17 protein-coding genes and 1 tRNA gene are annotated in these 17,118 nt (G+C 64.8%); 10 read left to right on the forward strand and 8 right to left on the reverse strand.

From position 1 onward, the window contains the following. The first annotated feature begins 100 nt into the window (after positions 1-100). Positions 101-940 carry an EamA family transporter gene (locus NN4_RS04730; protein ID WP_222594979.1) on the forward strand — a complete coding sequence of 280 codons (840 nt, stop codon included), beginning with the start codon at positions 101-103 and terminating at the stop codon, positions 938-940. Position 941: 1 nt separating this feature from the next. Here NN4_RS04730 and NN4_RS04735 read toward each other — a convergent pair whose 3' ends face one another. From NN4_RS04735 to NN4_RS04745, 3 genes are all read right to left on the reverse strand, one after another. Beyond that, positions 942-1,871 (reverse strand): NAD-dependent epimerase/dehydratase family protein, encoded by a 930-nt coding sequence (locus NN4_RS04735; RefSeq protein WP_147128709.1) that lies wholly within the window; start codon positions 1,869-1,871, stop codon positions 942-944. A gap of 186 nt (positions 1,872-2,057) precedes the next feature. After that, positions 2,058-2,390, reverse strand: a complete 333-nt coding sequence (locus NN4_RS04740; protein WP_167768747.1) for a ribbon-helix-helix protein, CopG family — start codon at positions 2,388-2,390, stop codon at positions 2,058-2,060. Beyond that, positions 2,390-2,668 carry a hypothetical protein gene (locus NN4_RS04745; RefSeq protein ID WP_107657556.1) on the reverse strand — a complete coding sequence of 93 codons (279 nt, stop codon included), beginning with the start codon at positions 2,666-2,668 and terminating at the stop codon, positions 2,390-2,392. The genes NN4_RS04740 and NN4_RS04745 overlap by 1 nt, the downstream gene beginning before the upstream one ends. Positions 2,669-2,778: 110 nt before the next feature. Between NN4_RS04745 and NN4_RS04750 the strand changes: the two genes are divergently transcribed. The 3 genes from NN4_RS04750 to NN4_RS04760 all read left to right on the forward strand — a co-directional run bounded on the left by NN4_RS04750 (position 2,779) and on the right by NN4_RS04760 (position 5,223). Then, positions 2,779-3,660 carry a phosphotransferase enzyme family protein gene (locus NN4_RS04750; RefSeq protein WP_147128710.1) on the forward strand — a complete coding sequence of 294 codons (882 nt, stop codon included), beginning with the start codon at positions 2,779-2,781 and terminating at the stop codon, positions 3,658-3,660. A 196-nt stretch (positions 3,661-3,856) separates the two neighbouring features. After that, positions 3,857-4,516: a DUF4360 domain-containing protein gene (locus NN4_RS04755; protein ID WP_147128711.1), complete on the forward strand. Its 660-nt coding sequence runs from the start codon at positions 3,857-3,859 to the stop codon at positions 4,514-4,516. 164 nt (positions 4,517-4,680) lie between these two features. Continuing rightward, entirely contained in the window at positions 4,681-5,223 is a 543-nt protein-coding gene (locus NN4_RS04760) for a GrpB family protein (RefSeq protein WP_186818264.1), read from the forward strand. Between the two features lie 290 nt (positions 5,224-5,513). Here the strand turns inward: NN4_RS04760 and NN4_RS04765 are convergent, their stop codons facing one another. Genes NN4_RS04765 through NN4_RS04780 form a run of 4 tightly spaced genes read right to left on the reverse strand, consistent with a single transcriptional unit; the run spans position 5,514 to position 10,094 of the window. Further along, positions 5,514-6,941: a beta-N-acetylhexosaminidase gene (locus NN4_RS04765; RefSeq protein WP_147128713.1), complete on the reverse strand. Its 1,428-nt coding sequence runs from the start codon at positions 6,939-6,941 to the stop codon at positions 5,514-5,516. Position 6,942: 1 nt separating this feature from the next. Further along, positions 6,943-7,812, reverse strand: coding sequence for a carbohydrate ABC transporter permease (locus tag NN4_RS04770; RefSeq protein WP_222594980.1), 870 nt, complete (start codon positions 7,810-7,812; stop codon positions 6,943-6,945). Beyond that, the gene (locus NN4_RS04775; RefSeq protein WP_147128714.1) at positions 7,803-8,762 is read right to left on the reverse strand and encodes a carbohydrate ABC transporter permease; all 960 of its coding nucleotides are present in this window, start codon (positions 8,760-8,762) and stop codon (positions 7,803-7,805) included. Before NN4_RS04775 ends, NN4_RS04770 begins: the two co-directional genes overlap by 10 nt. A 6-nt stretch (positions 8,763-8,768) precedes the next feature. Then, the gene (locus NN4_RS04780; RefSeq protein ID WP_246180702.1) at positions 8,769-10,094 is read right to left on the reverse strand and encodes an extracellular solute-binding protein; all 1,326 of its coding nucleotides are present in this window, start codon (positions 10,092-10,094) and stop codon (positions 8,769-8,771) included. A gap of 200 nt (positions 10,095-10,294) precedes the next feature. Here NN4_RS04780 and NN4_RS04785 point away from each other — a divergent pair, with 200 nt between their 5' ends. Further along, on the forward strand, positions 10,295-11,179 hold the full coding sequence (locus NN4_RS04785) for an arginase family protein (RefSeq protein WP_186818265.1): 885 nt from the start codon (positions 10,295-10,297) through the stop codon (positions 11,177-11,179). Positions 11,180-11,438: 259 nt separating this feature from the next. Here NN4_RS04785 and NN4_RS04790 read toward each other — a convergent pair whose 3' ends face one another. Next, a complete protein-coding gene (locus NN4_RS04790; protein WP_147128716.1) occupies positions 11,439-11,798 on the reverse strand; it encodes a winged helix-turn-helix transcriptional regulator in 360 nt (119 codons plus the stop codon). A gap of 145 nt (positions 11,799-11,943) precedes the next feature. Here NN4_RS04790 and NN4_RS04795 point away from each other — a divergent pair, with 145 nt between their 5' ends. The 5 genes from NN4_RS04795 to NN4_RS04815 all read left to right on the forward strand — a co-directional run bounded on the left by NN4_RS04795 (position 11,944) and on the right by NN4_RS04815 (position 16,831). Further along, positions 11,944-12,813, forward strand: a complete 870-nt coding sequence (locus NN4_RS04795) for an NAD(P)-dependent oxidoreductase (protein ID WP_147128717.1) — start codon at positions 11,944-11,946, stop codon at positions 12,811-12,813. Positions 12,814-12,926: 113 nt separating this feature from the next. Next, positions 12,927-13,011: transfer RNA gene (locus NN4_RS04800), tRNA-Leu, on the forward strand. 586 nt (positions 13,012-13,597) lie between these two features. Beyond that, on the forward strand, positions 13,598-14,680 hold the full coding sequence (locus NN4_RS04805; RefSeq protein ID WP_147128718.1) for a tyrosine-type recombinase/integrase: 1,083 nt from the start codon (positions 13,598-13,600) through the stop codon (positions 14,678-14,680). Between the two features lie 690 nt (positions 14,681-15,370). Next, a complete protein-coding gene (locus NN4_RS04810) occupies positions 15,371-15,874 on the forward strand; it encodes a KwaA family protein (RefSeq protein WP_147128719.1) in 504 nt (167 codons plus the stop codon). Positions 15,875-16,018: 144 nt separating this feature from the next. Then, positions 16,019-16,831, forward strand: a complete 813-nt coding sequence (locus NN4_RS04815; protein WP_186818266.1) for a Kiwa anti-phage protein KwaB-like domain-containing protein — start codon at positions 16,019-16,021, stop codon at positions 16,829-16,831. The last annotated feature ends 287 nt before the right edge of the window (positions 16,832-17,118 follow it).

Consider the following 17,118-nt stretch of genomic DNA (forward strand, 5'->3'; position numbering starts at 1 on the left):
CGTTGCGTGGGGGTTTCGAGACCGCGCGGCCGGTTACGCAGCAGCAGTACAAGATCGAGCCGGAGCGCGGGCTGGATCGCGACGGCGGGAGGTATCGATCATGGGTGTGGGGGAGCTGTTGGCGTTGGCTTCGGCGGTGTGCTTCGGGACGACGCACTTTCTGAGCGCGTTGCTTTCTCGTCGCGCTGATGCCACGGCGGTGGCGTTGTATGCGCAGATCGGCGGAAGTGTGCTGATTCTTGCTGCGGTCCCGTTGGTGGCGGCGCCGCACGTTACGGCGTCGGCATTGGCGTGGGGGGCGTTGTCCGGCATCGGGACCGGGCTCGGGGTCACGTTCCTTTATCGCGGGGTCAGTGGGGGACGGTTGAGTGTCGTGGTGCCGTTGAGTGACGTCGGTGCGTTGATGCTGCCGGTGATGGTGGGTGTGCTGCTGTTGGGGGAGCGGCCGTCGTTGCTGAGCTGGGCTGGGATCGCCGCCGCCGGGCCGGCGATGTGGTTGGTTTCCCGGTCGTGCGACGACGATGATCGCCTCAGTGGCGGCAGCGGCGATGGGCTGATCGCGGGGGCCGGGTTTGCTTTGCAATTCATCGCGTTGGCCCGGATCGACCCAGCGGCTGGGTTGTGGCCGCTGGTGGTCAGCCGGTTCGCCTCGGTGGTTGCGATCGTGCCGCTCGCGGTGGGGGTGCACGCGTCGCTGCGGATGCGTCCGCGGCTGCTGCTCGGGGCGGTCGGTACCGGGGCGCTCGGTACGGTGGGGGTGGTGCTCTATACCTGGGCCACTTGGCAGCAGCTGCTCGCGATCGCCGTGGTGCTGGCGGCGCTGTATCCCGTCATTCCAGTTGTGCTCGGGCTCACGGTGTTACGGGAGCGCGTGACTCGAACGCAGATGGCCGGGCTGGTTCTGGCGGCTGCCTCCATTACGGGGATCGCGCTCGCTTGAGTCAGCTCTCGAGATGGATTGCGTTGTCGTGCAGAGTATCCCGCAAGTCGGCGAGGGTGAGAATTTCGTGGATCCAGGTGGGCGCGGTGAGGGTAGTGTTGAGGACCGCGCGCACGACGGCGGCGGTGACCACGGCGGTGGCCAGGGATTGGCCGCGGCCCGCCGCCCAGCGGACCGAGCCGTCCGTCGCGCGGGCGAGCACCACCCAGCGGTCGCTGCCCGGCATGCGTTTCGGCGTAAGCGAACTCAATGCTGGTGCCCGGGTGAGCAGGGCGAGACCTGTGGTGGCCGAGCGGGAGTCGAGACGTAGGTAGGTGCGGACCGGGACCCCGAATTCTCGAGTGAGGCGGTGCTGGTCGGCGAAGTCGGCGCGCAGGGCCGCGGCGGGTTTGTAGCCGGACTCTTTCGGTGTCTCGAAACGTGTTGGCTTGGTGAAGTTTCGGATACTGGTGCCGTCGGGGTCGGGGAAGTGCTTGCCGAGTAGGCCGTAGGTCCAGGCGGTTGCGGCGGGGCCGTGCTTTTCGCCGGATCCGAGGCCGGTCATGATGTCGACCGGGCCGCGGTGGTTGGCGAGGGTTTCCACGGCGAGCAGGGTGGTCAAGCCGGGGGCCAAACCGACGCCGAGGACGACCGGGCCTGCGATCTTCTCCAGGCTCTGCACGTATTCGCTGGTGGCAGAGATATCCAGGAACGGGATGCCGCGTCCGGCGCATGTCTCGGCCAGCCGGATGTCCTCGGAGCCTGCGCAATTGACCACTGCGGCAACGTCGTTCAGTGCGGCACCGAAGCTGTCCGGCGCGGACAGGTCGAGTACTACGTCCGCTCGGGCGGGGTCTCGGCCTGCGGCCAGCGCCGTTAGGCCATCCGCTCGCAGCAGGCGCACGACGTGTGCGCCGACCGCTCCATAGCCGCCCAGTACCAGCACGTTCATCGAAAGACCTCCGAAAGTTGTTGCACCGTGAGGTCGTGGACCAGGCGCGCAATGCCCACTGTAGTGAATCTCGCGCCGCGCCCTCAGGGAAGCGAGCCGCACACCCTTCGTGTGAACCGCACACCCGGTATAGCGGGTGTGCAGCTCACAGAAAGGGTGTGCGGCTCTCCGTTCGAACCGGAGGAGTCAACTAGCGCGCGGGTGGATCGGACGGACGCCGGCGAGCGCGCGCAACGCGTCGGCGCGGGAGATGGGTTGGTCGTCGGCGAGGGCGGCGAGTTCGACGGCGAGCCAGTCGCGGATGAGTTCGCTCATGCTGATGCCGCGGGCCTGGGCTTCGGCTTTGATGGATTGGTCCATGTCGAGGGGGAGGCGCAGGGAGCGCACCACCATGATGTCCTCGCCGGGCGTCATCGGCGGCGGCACGTCGGCATCGCGTACCGGTGCGTCGTCGAAGACGAGGCTGTCCATCAACTCGTCCACGCCCTGCGGGGTGGCCGGAAAGTCGTTGTCGCCCATCACTGGTTCTCCTGTTCCCACTTTTCGAACTCGGCCACCTGCTCCGGGCTCATCGGTCGGGCGGCGACGATCTGCCATTGCCAAGGTTCGGCTTGGCGCAGGCCCACGATCAGCGGTCGGCCCGCGGCCGTGCGACCCCAGATCGTGAGCATCTCGATGCCCGTACTGCCGCGACCGCGGCGTGGCCATCGTCGCTGCTTGGTCAGCACCTGCATCACCTCGTTCGGAGAGATCCCGATGAGCATGTCCAACGCCCAATCAGGCCACTCGAAACCCACACTCCGCATAATACGCGTGTATTACGCCTGGTGGCTATAGGTACCGGCCTGGCGCGTCCTGCCGCGAAATCCAGCTGCGTCCCGATCTGCCGCGCTGGTAGAAGTAATGCGTGATCTACGTCGACCTTCCGCTGACCGAGGACATCCGCGCCGCCGTTGCCGCCGAATGGGGGTACAAGGGTGACGGGGAGCGATTGCACGGCGGTGAGGAGTCCGCGGCCTATCGCGTCGGCGATGTGGTGGTGCGGATCGGCGCCTTGGATCGCGACCCGGCCGAGGTCGAATGGTGCAACAGCATTGCGGTCGCCACTGCCCGCACGGTGCCCGAGGCGGTGGCGCCGTTGCCGCGCGCGGACGGATCGACGGTGCAGGTGGTGGCGGGCCGCCCGATCACCGTGTGGCCACTGATCGCGGGGCAGTGGGCCAGCAGTGAGGATCCGGTGCAGTTCACCGAGGCGGCCCGGCTCTTGGCCCGCGTGCACCGTGCGCTGGCGGACCATCGACCGCCGCCGCGACCCAAGCAGTCGTTTCTCGAGATCGGGCTCGACGGTGCACCGTCTCCGGAACTGCCGGATCCCGACCTGGACCGGTGGCTCGCCGAGTTCAGCAGCACCGCCCGCCCGCAACCCTTGCACGGCGACTACTACGAGGGCAATCTGCTGGCTCGGGACGGCCATGTCACCGCTGTGCTCGACTGGGATGAGGCACTGGTCGCCCCGCCGGAGGTCGAACTGGCTTCCGCCGCATTGGAGTTCGCCGATGTTCTGGGTCGTGATCTCGCCGACGCGCGCGAGTTCGTCGACCATTACCACGCCGAAGGCGGGACAGCCGGGCAGCTGGACGATTTGGCGCTCGCGCAACTGATGCGGCACCGATTGCGCAGGGAGGCAGTCTATTTCGGCATCGCGGTCGCGCGCGGCGTCGAGCACGACGAGGACGATCTCGAGTACCATCGAAAGCGTATGGATACGTTTCATCTCCTCCGACCGTGAATCGAACGGACCGCGATACGGAATCACTGAAAACTCCAACATTCAACGGCTATTGCCGTATCCGGAGGACCGGCCGCCAATTATGTAGCGGCGGGGGCAATTTACATATTTTCCCCACTTCGGCTGGGGAGCTGCGGGCGGGTTTAAACGACTTACAGTGAGTTCCATCCGATCCCGGAGCACTGTGAGGCACCAAATGTACAAAAAAGCAACAATCCTCGGCGCAGCAATATTCGCGCTTGCTATTCCGCTGGCGGGTTCGCCGGCTTCTGGAGCGCCTGCGCCCGGTCGGGACATGCCGACGCCCCCCGACAAGATTGTCATCGACGTGGTGACCGTCAATGGCACCGGCTGCCCACAGGGAACCGCGGCGGTCGCGGTATCGCCCGACAACACCGCCTTCACTGTCACCTACAGTGCGTACACCGCGCAGGTGGGTGTGGGGTCGAACCCGACCGACTTCCGTAAGAACTGCCAGATCAACCTGGATGTCCATGTCCCACAAGGCTTCACCTACGGGATCGCGCAGGCGGACTACCGCGGCTTCGCGCACTTGGAGAAGGGGGCGACGGCGCTGGAAAGGGCAAGATACTACTTCCAGGGCAACTCGCCGACCTCATTCATCGACCACACGTTCAAGGGTGGCATGAACGACGACTGGCAGGTGACCGACACGACCGAGGTCGGCGCGATCGTCTACAAGCCGTGTGGCGAATACCGCAATTTCAATATCAACACCCAATTGCGGGTGGACGCCGGGACCTCGGACCCGAAGAAGACCACCAGTTTCATCACCATGGATTCTGTCGACGGAGCAATCAACACCACGTATCACTTCGCGTGGAAGAAATGCTGATACCTCGACAATAGCGATGCCCGCTTAGCATCCATTCAGTCGCGCAAGACCTCTTCGAAATGGACCAGACCTCTATCCGTGCCTCATTCGCGGGTAGGGGTCTGGTCCATGCCCGAAATACGTCCCACCTTTTCCCGTGGCGGCGAACGCGCGAAGATGGGGGGATGGAGCTGATCGGTGGCATTGAGAAACGGGACATCCGCATCGTCGACTACGACCCTGCTTGGCCACAACGCTTCGCCGAGGAGCGGGCGCGCATCGCCCGCGCACTCGGCACCACCGCCCGCCGCATCGACCACATCGGCTCGACCTCGGTGCCCGGACTCGCCGCCAAGCCGATCGTCGACATCGACGTCAGCGTGCCCGACGTCGAGGATGAGACGGCGTATCTTCCCCCGCTACTGGCCGCGGGGTACCGGCTTCGCGTCCGCGAGCCCGCCCACCGCATGGTCCGAACCGTGCAGCGTGACGTGCACGTCCATATCGTCACCGTCGGCAGTGACTGGGAACGCCGCCAACTCCTGTTCCGTGACTGGTTGCGGCACAGCGTTGATGACCGCGCCGCCTATGAGAAGCTCAAAAGGCAACTTGCGCAGCAGAACTGGCCCGACATGAACGCGTATGCCGATGCCAAGGGGCCATTGATCGCCGAGATCATTCAGCGCGCGGAAGCGTGGGCAGCGTCGATCGCCTGGACGCCTCGGTAAGCCGGCATCGACGGCGCGGGTGCCAGCTTGTCTGTAGACATCGGGGGCCGACCGGTCGGCAGCGGGCTGATCTGGATGTCGACTCGCGGCGCGGTCGGGAGCGGTCCTGGTTCGAAGCGGCCATCGAGGAGGCGTCTACGCCGACCGCCGCGAGAGAGCTGTTCGACCAGGTCCACCCCATTGGGCCAGCACCTCAGCGAGCTACCGAGGAATGGCAGTCGCCAACGCGGCTGCGGCGGAGTGCTGAGCGGTTCGTTGGAACCGGCGCGAGCAAGTACGCACCAGCGTCGCTAGCCGGCCCGGCTGGGGGTCGGTAGGTGGTTGGGCCGGTGGGCGGTTGACGGGACGTCAGGGCGGGTTTGCCAGGGGTGCGGGCCGTTCAAGGGCCGGTATTCGACGCCGAGGGCGGCAAGGCGGGGGAGGTGGTGGTCGCGTAGCCGGGGGAGGAACTCGGTGTAGCTGCGGCCCGGTGGGCTCCACGCGACTTCGGCGACCGCGCAGAGGCGCGGGAAAGCGGCGTAGTCGACTCGCCGCACCGTATCGAGGTGCTCGCTCCACAGCTGAGCTTGCATACCGATGATTTGCGGTCCGTCGAGCGGCGGCTCGTAGCCGTACACGTCCTCCAAGGTGCGCAGGTAGCCCACGGGGATCGGCTCATCGGGGTGATCGGACTGCCGGTGGTCGAGGTAGAAGTGGTCCTCCGGGCACAGCACCACCTCGTGGCCCGCTGCGACCGCGCGGGTGGCTGCGGCATCGTCACGCCAGGCGCCGATCACCATGGGCGGCAACGTACCTGCGTCGAGCACCTCGTCCCAGCCCAGCGCCCGGCGGCCGCGGGAAGCCAGATAGGTGGCGAGGTCGGCGACGAGGCGGGCGTGCGCCGGTGTCGCGCCGGGAACCTCGTCGCCGCCGATTCCTATGACGGGCGACGGGAACACGGACAGCGCATGATCGAAGACCCGGCGGAAGAAGTCGAGTGTGTGCGCAGTGGGATCGAGCAGCGAGGTGCTGATACCCCAGGAAGTCCATACCTCCCAGGCATTTTCGGGTTCCGGCCCGAGCTCTGGGTAGGCGGCGATCGCCGCGCGAGCATGCCCCGGCACATCGATCTCCGGCACCACGGTGATCGACCGTCCGGCCGCGTACGCGACGATCTCGCGAAGGTCGTCGCTGGTGTAGAAGCCACCGTGCGGTCGGCCGTCACGCTCTGGCCCGTCATGCCGACCGACCATCGATCCCGTTCGCCAGGAGCCGATTTCGGTCAGCTTCGGGAACTCGGGAACCTCGAGACGCCAGCCTTGATCGTCGGTCAGATGGAGGTGCAGCACATTGAGTTTGTGCGCGGCGAGTAGGTCGATGAACCGCAGGACTTCGGCTTTCGTGCGGAAGTTGCGGGCGACATCGAGCAGGCAACCGCGCCAACGGAACCGCGGATGATCCTCGATCACCCCGCACGGCACGGTGTGCCCCTCGGCTCCGATCACCGCGGCCCGGAATGCATCCGGCCCGGCGAGTTGACGCAGAGTCTGCTGCGCGTGGTTCCGGCCCGCATCATCCGTCACGGTGAGCGTGATACCGCTGGTCGCGATCTCCAGCCGGTACCCCTCCGGCGGCAGGCCGGTGTCGGTGCGCACGTCGAGCTCCGACGGCCATGCGCAGACGCCGGCTTGCGGGACCGCCGAAACCGGCCGGGGGAGCAGCGTGTCGAATCCTGGCATGTCAGCCCTTCACCGCCCCGCCGAGCCCGGAGACCAGCTTGCGCTGCACGAGCACGAACAGCACCAGCGCCGGAATCGTCATCAACGTCGAGGCCGCCATCACCGCGCCCCAATCGGTGTCCTCCGGTTTGAAGAACACCAGGATCGCCTGCGGCAGCGTCTGATTCTCGGTTTTGGAGATGATGAACGTCTTGGCGAACAAGAAGTCGTTCCATGCGTGGATGAACGACAACACACTCACCGACACCAGCCCGGGCGCCACCAGCGGCAGCAGGATCTGCCAGGCGAACCGAAGTCGGCTCGCCCCATCGAGTTTCGCCGCCTCCTCCAGCTCGACCGGCACCGCCGCGACGAATCCGCGCAGCAGCCAGATGGCCAGCGGCAGACTGAACACCAGATCCACCAGCATGATCGAACCTAGTTCGTTGAGCCCCAAGGCCGGAACCGTACCGCCGACCGAACGCATCAGGAAGAACAGCGGAATCGTCAGTGCTTCCACGGGAACCATCTGCGCCACCAGGATCATCACCAGCAGCACCGTCCGCCCGCGAAACCGGAAGCGGGTCAACGCGACCGCGGACAGGAACGACAACAGCAGCGAGAGAAACACCACGACAACGGCGATCAGCAAGCTGTTGAGGAAGAATCGTCCGAAACCGTTCATCGACAGCACCCGGGTGAAACTGTCCAGGCTGGGTGCCAAGGTCCACGGCCTCGGGTCGGCGGACTGAATCTCGCCGGGCGGCTTGAGCGCCGACAGCGCCATCCAATACAGCGGGAAGGCGACGAACCCGGCAATCACCACCGCGACTACTTCGGCGACAAGACGGGCCGGCTTGCGCGGGGTACGCGGCATCAATTTCACTGCCATGGGGTGCTCCTGCGCTGGGACCGGACGTAGAGCCCGGTGATCGACAACAGCAACAGCGTCATCAGGACTCCGATCGCTGAGCCGAGCCCGTATTCCTGCCCGGCGAAAGCCTTTTGGTAGGCGTAGACATTGAGCACCAGGTTGCGCCCGGCGACACCGCCGCCATTGGTCATGACGTAGATCTGGGTGAACACCTTGAAGTCCCAGATGATCGACTGGATCGTCGCGATCAGCAGCAGTGGCTTCAGGATCGGCAGGATCACCGAGCGAGCCGCCCGCCACGTCGACGCGCCGTCCAGCGCCGCGGCCTCCAGCACCTCCTCCGGGATCGCCTTGATGCCCGCGTACATGGTCACCATGACGAACGGGAACGAACACCAGATCACCTCGGCGGCAACCAGTCCGAACGCGCTGAGCGTGCCGAAGGTCCACGAGTGCCCGTCCATCGAACGGAACCCGAGACCGGACAGCGCTTCGTTGACGATGCCGAAGTCGGCATCGAACAGGAAGAGCCAGACGTAGGAACCGGCCATGGCCGGGGTCGCCCACGCGCCGAGCGCCGCGAGGAACAGGATCATCCGCGGCACCGCCCGGATGCGCGTCGCCAGGACGGCCAACGCCGTGCCGACCACCAGTCCGCCGACCACACACACCCCACCGAACACGAAGGTGTTGGCCAGCACGAGCCAGAACTGACTGTCCGAGAGCAGTTCTCGGTAATTACCCAGCCCGATGAACTCCAGCGGCGCGGCACCGGTGGCCTGCGCCTGCCCGTAGTCGTAGAACGAGATCAGGATGATCTGATAGATCGGGTAGATCAGCACGGCGGCGAGTAGCACCCCCGCAGGCGCAAGGTAGAGCCATGCGGTGAGCGTGTCCCGGCTGACGCGACGCCGTTTCACCGGCGGCCGCGGCGCGGGAGTGATGATCGGTATTTCCTGGATTGCCATGTGCGCCTACCTGAATGCCTTGTTCATCGCGGCGGCCGCCGCGTTCAACGCCGCCGAGGGTTCCTTGGCCCCGGTGGCGATCTGCTGTACCGCGGTCGGCAGCAGGTTCTGGCTGTCGATCGTCGACCACGCCGGTGTGCTCGGCACGAACTTCGTTCCCGCGCGGAGCGTTTCGACGAACGGTGCGAGAAAGGGATCGTTCGCCGCCAGCTGCCGCTGCACGCTGGTCAGCGTCGGCAGGTTCCCCATCGCCCGGTACATCTTTTCCTGATACTTTGCGCTGCCGAGCAATTGGACGAAGTCGACCGCCAGACCGCGCCGCATGCTCGCGCGGAAGACGCCGAGCAGGTTCCCGCCCGCGAAGGCCGGTGCGACCGAGCCAGGTTCGGTGCCTGGTAGCGGGATCACCGAGTATTTGTCCTTGGACGCACCCTGATCCATGGCCTTGCGACTGAAGTCGCCGCCGATCGTCATCGCGGCCTTGCCGCCCGCGAAGGCCTGCACGCTCTGGGTTCCGGTGAAGTCCGCGCACTGCGCGGGCGGGCAGATGTCGTCTTTGATCAGCTCCGCGTAGCGGGTGACCCCCTCCTTCGCCCGGTCGGCGTTGAGCGTGGCGTTCCACATCGTGCCGTCGTTCTCGGCGATCTCGCCGCCGTGTGCCCAGAGGAACGGCAGCATGGCGTAGGTGTACTTGCCGCCGACCGAAATGCCGTACAGGTCAGGGCGTTTCGCACGAACGCGGCGTGCGGTGTCGGTGAGTTCGGCCAGCGTCGTCGGCGGTCGCAGGCCGAGTTCGGTGAAGATGTCGGTGCGGTAGTACAGCGCGCGAATGCCGGTGTACCAGGGCAGCCCGTAGACCTTCCCACCGGATTTCGCGGTCTCCAGGACGGACGGGTCGATGTCCTTGCCCTCCGGCCACGCCGCGAGATCGGCGCCGAGATCGGCGAAAGCGCCGGTGACGGCGTAACCGGCGAGGTCGGTATTGCCGAACTCGGCGAGATCAGGCGCGCTGGCCGGGTCGTTGAAGGCGCCCGCGAACTTCTCGGCACGTGCGGCCACCGGCACCCACTGCACGTCGACTTCGACATCCGGCCGGGTCGCCTTGAACTCCGCGATCGCCTCGTTGACCACCGTTTCCTTCGGCGCGCGGTTCGCCTCGTCGAACAGCCAGACCCGGACGGTACCGGTCTTCTCGTCACCACCCGAGCCCGCCGGGCCGGACTGCACCGGCGCGCACCCGGCGAGCAGGAACAGTGCGGCCCCGAGCGTCAGTGCGCGTCGCACGGCCCCGCCCGACCGGAATTCACGGTGCAGCATCAATCTTCGGTCCATTCATTCGTTGCATATATTGCAACGTGTATTGCGTTGCGTGCCACAATGTTTAGCACCAAGCTGGGTCACATTCAATAGGCGAATGTGACGCGCATCGCAGCGGTAACTCGGCGCGGAAGTTTGCCTCGGGTAAACCGGCCGGGGTCTATCGTCGGTAGTGGCCGAGTTGCCGCGCGGGAGGAGGGCCGACACTGCTGTCCGTGATCGGGGCGCCGTTCAACTCCGCGGGCACGACCGGTGGAGTGGCGAACGCGCCTGCCGAGTTGCGAGAAGCCGGACTCCTCGGCGCATTACGAACTCGCCGGTCCGACGTACGCGATCTGGGCGACATCGATGTCGGTACGCCCCGGCCGACGCGTGACCCGGCGAGCGCCCTGCTGTCCCAGGAATCTCTCACCGCCACAACAATTTCCATCCGCACCGCAGTGATCGAAAGCGTTGCGGCGGGGGAGTTCCCGCTGGTGCTCGGCGGTGACTGCCCCGTCCTGCTCGGCGCTCTGCGCGGTGCTCAGGACGCACTCGGTGACGTCGCGCTGGTCTTCGTCGACGGACACGAGGACGCGTGGCCGCCGGATCGCAGCACCACCGGCGAAGCTGCCGACTGCGAACTAGGCCTGATGCTGGCGCCCGCCGACCTACCGCCCGAGCTGACAGCCCAGCTGCCCACCCTCGACCCCACTCGCGTCGTCGCCCTCGGCCCCCGCGACGCGGCAGAATTGCAGGACGCCGACGTGCCGTCGCTCGTCTCCACCATCGCGTTGCTCACCGACCGCGAGTTGCGCGGAAAAGCCGCCGTTCCCACGGAAATCGCCGTCGGTCGTTTCCGTCGCCGCGGCTTCCCGTGGTGGTTGCACGTCGACTTGGACGTGCTGTCCACCGCGGCGATGCCGGCCGTGGACTACCCGCAACCCGGCGGCCTGGACTGGCCGGACCTTATCGCCATCACCAGCGCTGCCATCCAACCCGGTTGTGTCGGAATGACATTGACGATCTACAACCCCGACCTCGACAGGGGCGGCCTGCAAGCCCAACGCATTGTCAGCTACCTTGCGGATGCGCTGGCTGCAACCCCGGAAGTGGCCTGAGGCAAGCACATTCGCGTTTCCGGGTAACGGATCGAGCTCCGGTGCCGATCATCCGCATGTGCTCGTTTACTGGCGACCGATCCTCGGTGGATCGGCGGCCCTGCTGCTCGTCATCCTCGCTGTGTGGCTGATGCCCACGACCGAGCACCCGGTACCGGCGACCGATCAGCATGTGCGGACCTTGCCCCACATCCCGTCACCCACCGGTGAAAACCCTGCTACCGCAACAGTTCAGCCCGATTCCCGGCGCCAATAGACGTCACGCGTTCACCGGATGGACCCGATCGGCGCCGATCCGGTCGATGCGGTCCCGACCCCAGGCGCCGAGCGGCTCCAGCGCGCGGTTGAGCGCGGAACCCAACGCGGTGAGCTGGTATTCCACCCGCGGCGGCACCTCGCGATACACCTCCCGCGACACGATCCCGTCTTCCTCGAGCTCGCGCAGCTGCTGGATCAGCATCTTCTCCGAGACGCCCGGCAGGCCGCGGCGCAGCTCGCCGAAGCGACGGATCCCATGCGTCTCCAGCTCCCACAGGATCAGCGCCTTCCACTTGCCACCGACCACATCCATCGCCGCGTCGATGCCGCAGAAGTATGGTCCGGATCTCTTTTCGCCCATCGCCCGACCTCGCTACCTGTTCACACACCCATGGGTAAGTACCGGACTAAATAGTAGGTACTTGTCGCCATAGCGGGCAAAGAGCAGCCTTGGTTCCAGCGCGCTGACCCCCTGTTCACAAACTTGCCAAGGAGTTGACCCCGCAATGGCGGAGACCACGAACACCCCCGTGACCATCCTCGGACTCGGCGCGATGGGCCAGGCGCTGGCCGCAACCCTGCTGAAGGCCGGCCACCCGACCACCGTCTGGAACCGCACCCCCGGCAAGGACGCCGACCTCGTCGCCGCCGGCGCCAACAGCGCCACCTCCGTCGCCGAAGCCGTCCAGGCCGGCGGCCCGATCATCGCCGTCCTCTTCGACCACGCCTCCGTGCACGCCACCCTCGACCCCGTCGCCGACCAATTGTCCGGCAAGCAGGTCATCAACCTGACCAGCACCGCCCCCGGGGAAGCCAGGGAACTCGCCACCTGGGCAGCCGCACACGGCATCGACTACCTCGACGGCGGCATCATGGCAGTCCCGCCCATGATCGGCCAGCCCGGCGCCTCCATCCTCTACAGCGGCTCCCGGACCCTCTTCGACCAGCACCGCGCCACCCTCGAATTGCTCGCCGCCGCAGAATATTTCGGCGACGACGCCGGACTGGCCTCCACCTACGACTTCGCCCTGCTCGCCAACATGTACGCCATGTTCGGCGGCTTCATGCACGGCGCCGCCATGATGCGCTCCGTAGGCGTCTCCGCCAGTGCCTTCGCCGAACGAGCCATGCCCTGGGTGACCGCCATGGCCCAGATGCTCCCCGCCTACGGCGAAATCATCGACAGCGGCGACTACACCACCCCCACCCAATCCCTCGCCTTCCACAAAGCCGCCCTCGACGCCATCAACCGCGCCACCCGCGACGCAGGCGTCACCGTCGACTTCGTCGCCCCCATCAAAAACCTCATCGACCGCCAGGTCGCCGACGGCCACGGCGCCGAAGAGTTCGCCAGAACCATCGAAGAACTCCTCTGACCGGACCGGGCTCCCGACTCACCCCGGGAGCCCACCAACCCCCGGTAAAACACATGGTCAGCCCGCGATTTGGTCCACGCCGCCACATCCTATAATCTTGCTGAGCACCACCGGTCCGGGTGGCGGAATGGCAGACGCGCTAGCTTGAGGTGCTAGTGCCCTTTAACGGGCGTGGGGGTTCAAGTCCCCCTCCGGACACGTTTTTGGGGCGAATTCGCCCTAGCGCCGGTGTCAAAGCATCGCTTCGACACCGGCATTCACGTAATGTCGGTCGATCAGTGGTTTCCCTTCCTCGGCGGGGGGCCACTGTGACTGCGAATCCGCTCGCTCCGGTGATCCCGAGCAGGGCCGTTTCGGCCCGCGCGAATACGACGCGAACGGAACCAATTCCCGCGCGGCAGACCGCGATCGGTTTGCCGCTCTCACCGATGCGTGGACGCCGCGAGGGGACCGGCGTGTACGCGGTGCAGGCAATCGATCGAGATGGACGGGTACGCGCTCGGGTCGTGGTGGATGCCCTGGGCTGGGTACCGTCAGATCTGTTGCAGTGGAGGGTATTCAACGGGCTCATCTGCGTGTCCCGTCCCGGTGATCGGCTCGGTATCACGCGCGCAGGGTGTCTTCGATTGCCCGCGCAGCACCGACGTGCCACTCGTCTGGTTGCTGGTGACCGTGTACTACTAGCGGCTCACCTCGGCCGCGGCGTGCTGATCATCGTTCCTCCGGGCGAACTCGATGCGATCGCAGGCGATCGTCTTGCCGACGTGGCCGGAGCTGATGAGTCATGACCGGCGACTCGGTACATGAGGACAACGTCGCTGCCGCGGTGTTGCTGTTGGGCCGTCTTGGGCTCACCCCCGATGACTTGCGGGGTGGGGTGGTTGCTCGTGCGCCTGCGCCGACGTTTGCCGCTTACATCCCGGTCGTGTGGGCGGCGATGCCTGATGGGCGAACACGGCGGGAATACAAGTCCACGTGGGACAGGCTCCTCGGGCAGGAAGGTTGGGCCGACCGCCGGATCGACCAACCCACGGTGAGCGAGCTGAAGGCACTCGTTGAACACTTCAAGGCAACACGGCTGATTCGCCGATCCGATATCGGGGGGCGAGGCACTGTCAGGCAATCGATCCACGCTTTGCGCTGCCTCTACCGTCACGCAGAAGCGGACGGACTGATCGCCGCAATCGACAATCCCGCTGCCAAGCTGGAGGTACCTCGCCGGGTGCCGTCGAACCGGCGGGCTCTGCCCGAACAGCTCCTCGCCGAGATCAACCGGATTGCCGGTACCACGGGAAATGATCCCGATCTTGATGTGTTGCTGCTGCGCCTGCACACCGAGACTGCCTGTCGGCGTGGTGGTGCACTGGCGTTGCGTCCCAATGATCTCGACCCTGATCAGTGCTTGGTGCGATTGCGTGAGAAGGGTGACCTCATGCGTTGGCAACCGGTGTCACCGACTTTGATGGCTGCCCTGCAAGCCCACGCCAAGGAACGCCGGAGCAGACCCAATACGCCGCTGCTCCGGTTTCGTAACGGAAATCCCCTGACACGGCGTCGCTACGACCATTTGTGGACACGCCTGGGAAAGTACATACCGGCCGTTGCCACTCATGGCATCAGCACGCACTGGCTGCGTCACACAACATTGACATGGGTGGAACGGAACTTCGGAAAGGCAGTCGCCAAAACGTTCGCCGGGCACACCGACAACGGCGGCGGGGCAACAGACATCTACACACGCGCACACATTGACGAGGTCGCCGAAGCAGTCGCGACACTCACCGGTGAGCCCCACCCACTCGCCAACCGTAACGGTGATTGGACGCGGATCAGCCCGGAGTTGCTCCAGGCAACGGAGATCTATTGAAATACCCCGGATCATCATGCGATTGCTTAACAGATGTAATGAGCGCTATTGCGATCGAGGACTACCGAGCGGTGCCGGCGTTTGCTGTGCGAGTCCTCGACACACTTGACGAACCACAGCACTCGAGTGCGGATCCATGACGGTGTCAACCTGCAGTACCAGCAGCCTGTGTGAAGCGCTTCATGGCGCCAGCTGAGGCGTTGCCCGCGCGGCAAGCTGCCGGGCGGGCGGCTGGCCGCCCTTAGTCACATGTGCCCGCAACTGACGAACGGCGCCACCCCCGCCGATCGGATCGAGCGGGGCACCGTCGATGGCGAGCGGTACGGCAGTATCGCGAGCGGGCAACCAGGATGCTGAACCTGCGTCAGCTCGAATCAACTGTCGAAGACACTCACGTGCCAACTACAACGAGACAACGCCGCTCACATGACAACTACATCTGGCCACGACGATGCTCAGTGAGCGTGGCATCGCCCACCGATCCGCGTCATCACTGGCCCCAATCTCTTGCATCCAAAGCAATTCCAGCGGGCGAACGCCGACCTTGCGCGTGCCGAGGTCTCGGCTCGGCATATGGAGTGATAGCCAGTCATGAGGCAACGGCTCAACGGCTCCGTCTACTCAGAGCGGGTGCTCGGCCTCGGCCACCGACGATGTTCTCGTAGGGTGAACCTTAAGGAGGAGGTGATTATGTTCGTGAAACCGCTGTTGTTCGTATCTTCCTATGCACCATTGTTCGGACTACTCGCGGTTCGCTTCCAGACGGACTGGTTACGTTTGAGCTGCGTTGTGCTGTCAGTTCTGGGAATCTGCGCCGCAGTGGCGTTGATCCGTCTCAACGCCCAAGACCAACCGGCCTCTTACCGGTTGGTCGAAGTAAGTAACGCGGGCAGTGAAGCGTCCAGCTACCTCGCCAGCTACTTGCTACCATTTCTGACGGTCTCGGCACCTTCAGTGTCCGATATCGCCGCGTATGTGGGATTTTTGGTTGTCGCAGGGATCGTCCATGTGAAAACTGCTGTAGTGCAGATTAATCCAACACTGTACTGTCTCGGATGGAGCGTTCTGAAGGTTCGCGACGACCAGGGGTTCGGATCGTATCTACTTACTCGTCAACCGGTTGCGGTAAATACGCGGGTGCTCGCAACAAGATGGGCCGACGATATACTCGTGCTCCGCAGAATCGAGGAGTAGCATCTTCGGAGCAACCTTTCATCCGGACGAAGGGGGATCATGCAAACGATATGCGCCCCTGAGGTGGAGGGCCCGCTGACGTTGGTAGTCGCGTGGCGGACAAGCGCCGGTACGCATGGCCGATACGTGAAGATAACGAACGCAGTGGCAGAAGCGTTGCGCGATGACGTTGTGCGCACAGCTGCGGGTTTGATCGTCGGGGAGGGCCAAGCCTACGATCCCGACTTGCCCGACGACGAGTATCAGTTCCTCACGGCAAACCACGAAGAATTGTTGGACATAGACCTCTTGTCGACGTTGGAGCAAGGGCAGTCCTTGCCGACTTCAACGGATGACGAGCTCAGAACCCATCATCTCGCCTGTTATGGGCTAGTCCTGGGCAACGGAACCCGCCGAACGCTCTACGTCAGGCACGGTAGCCCCATTAAGTTAGCGAGAAAGACACTGCTGGCTCGCCTGGCAAGTGAATCGCTCGATCTCCTGACCACGCCCTTGTTCGCCTACGATCAGCGCGTCGACCTGATCGTCACGCCGGCGACCGTGTATGTATTGGACAAACGTAACTTCGAGATGCTGTTCAAGGATTCCGAGACTGTCTTAGCCAAGGCCGAAACGTGGGTTGAAGAGTTTTCAGAACTCTTGCCGCTATCGTCTGACAGCAAGGACTATCTCGCACAAGCACTTCGAACAAACTCAGTGCTGAGGCGGAAGGTGCATAGTGTTCTCCGGCGGGGCTACATTGCAACCCTGACACCTCAAACAATCGAAGCCAAGATGCGTGACCACGGTTTGGATCCGTCGTTTCTCATGCCAGACGGAGACGTGGTTTTCACCAGAGAAACAACACCGGATCTACTCCGCTTGCTGAACGAAGACTTGTTCGCTGGCGATTTCTCGGGCCAGCAATACGCGGCTGGAACAAAATCTCGCGTACGCGCAGTCCAACCGACGCGTTGACCGAACTCCACTGCGGCCCATCCCCTGGCCAGACTCCTCTGCTGACGGGCAGAGTATCCAACCTGGCAACAGACAGCTGTCCGGCACCAACGACCGACATCTTCGTCAAGGACACCGAGCTGTCATGGTCGACACTCGAGACACTGCGGAGCACCCGCGCTATCCGGGTCGCGGAGGCCCACGGAATCACGGCGGCCTTGCTTAGCCCGGCCCCCCTCGATGGGTGTTCCGCGTCGCCATCGTCGCAGCGTGGAGGTGTCTACGCCGAGTATGCAAGACTTGCCCGG

Origin of the sequence: Nocardia ninae NBRC 108245, assembly GCF_007990755.1 — a bacterium.
Lineage (GTDB): Bacteria > Actinomycetota > Actinomycetes > Mycobacteriales > Mycobacteriaceae > Nocardia > Nocardia ninae.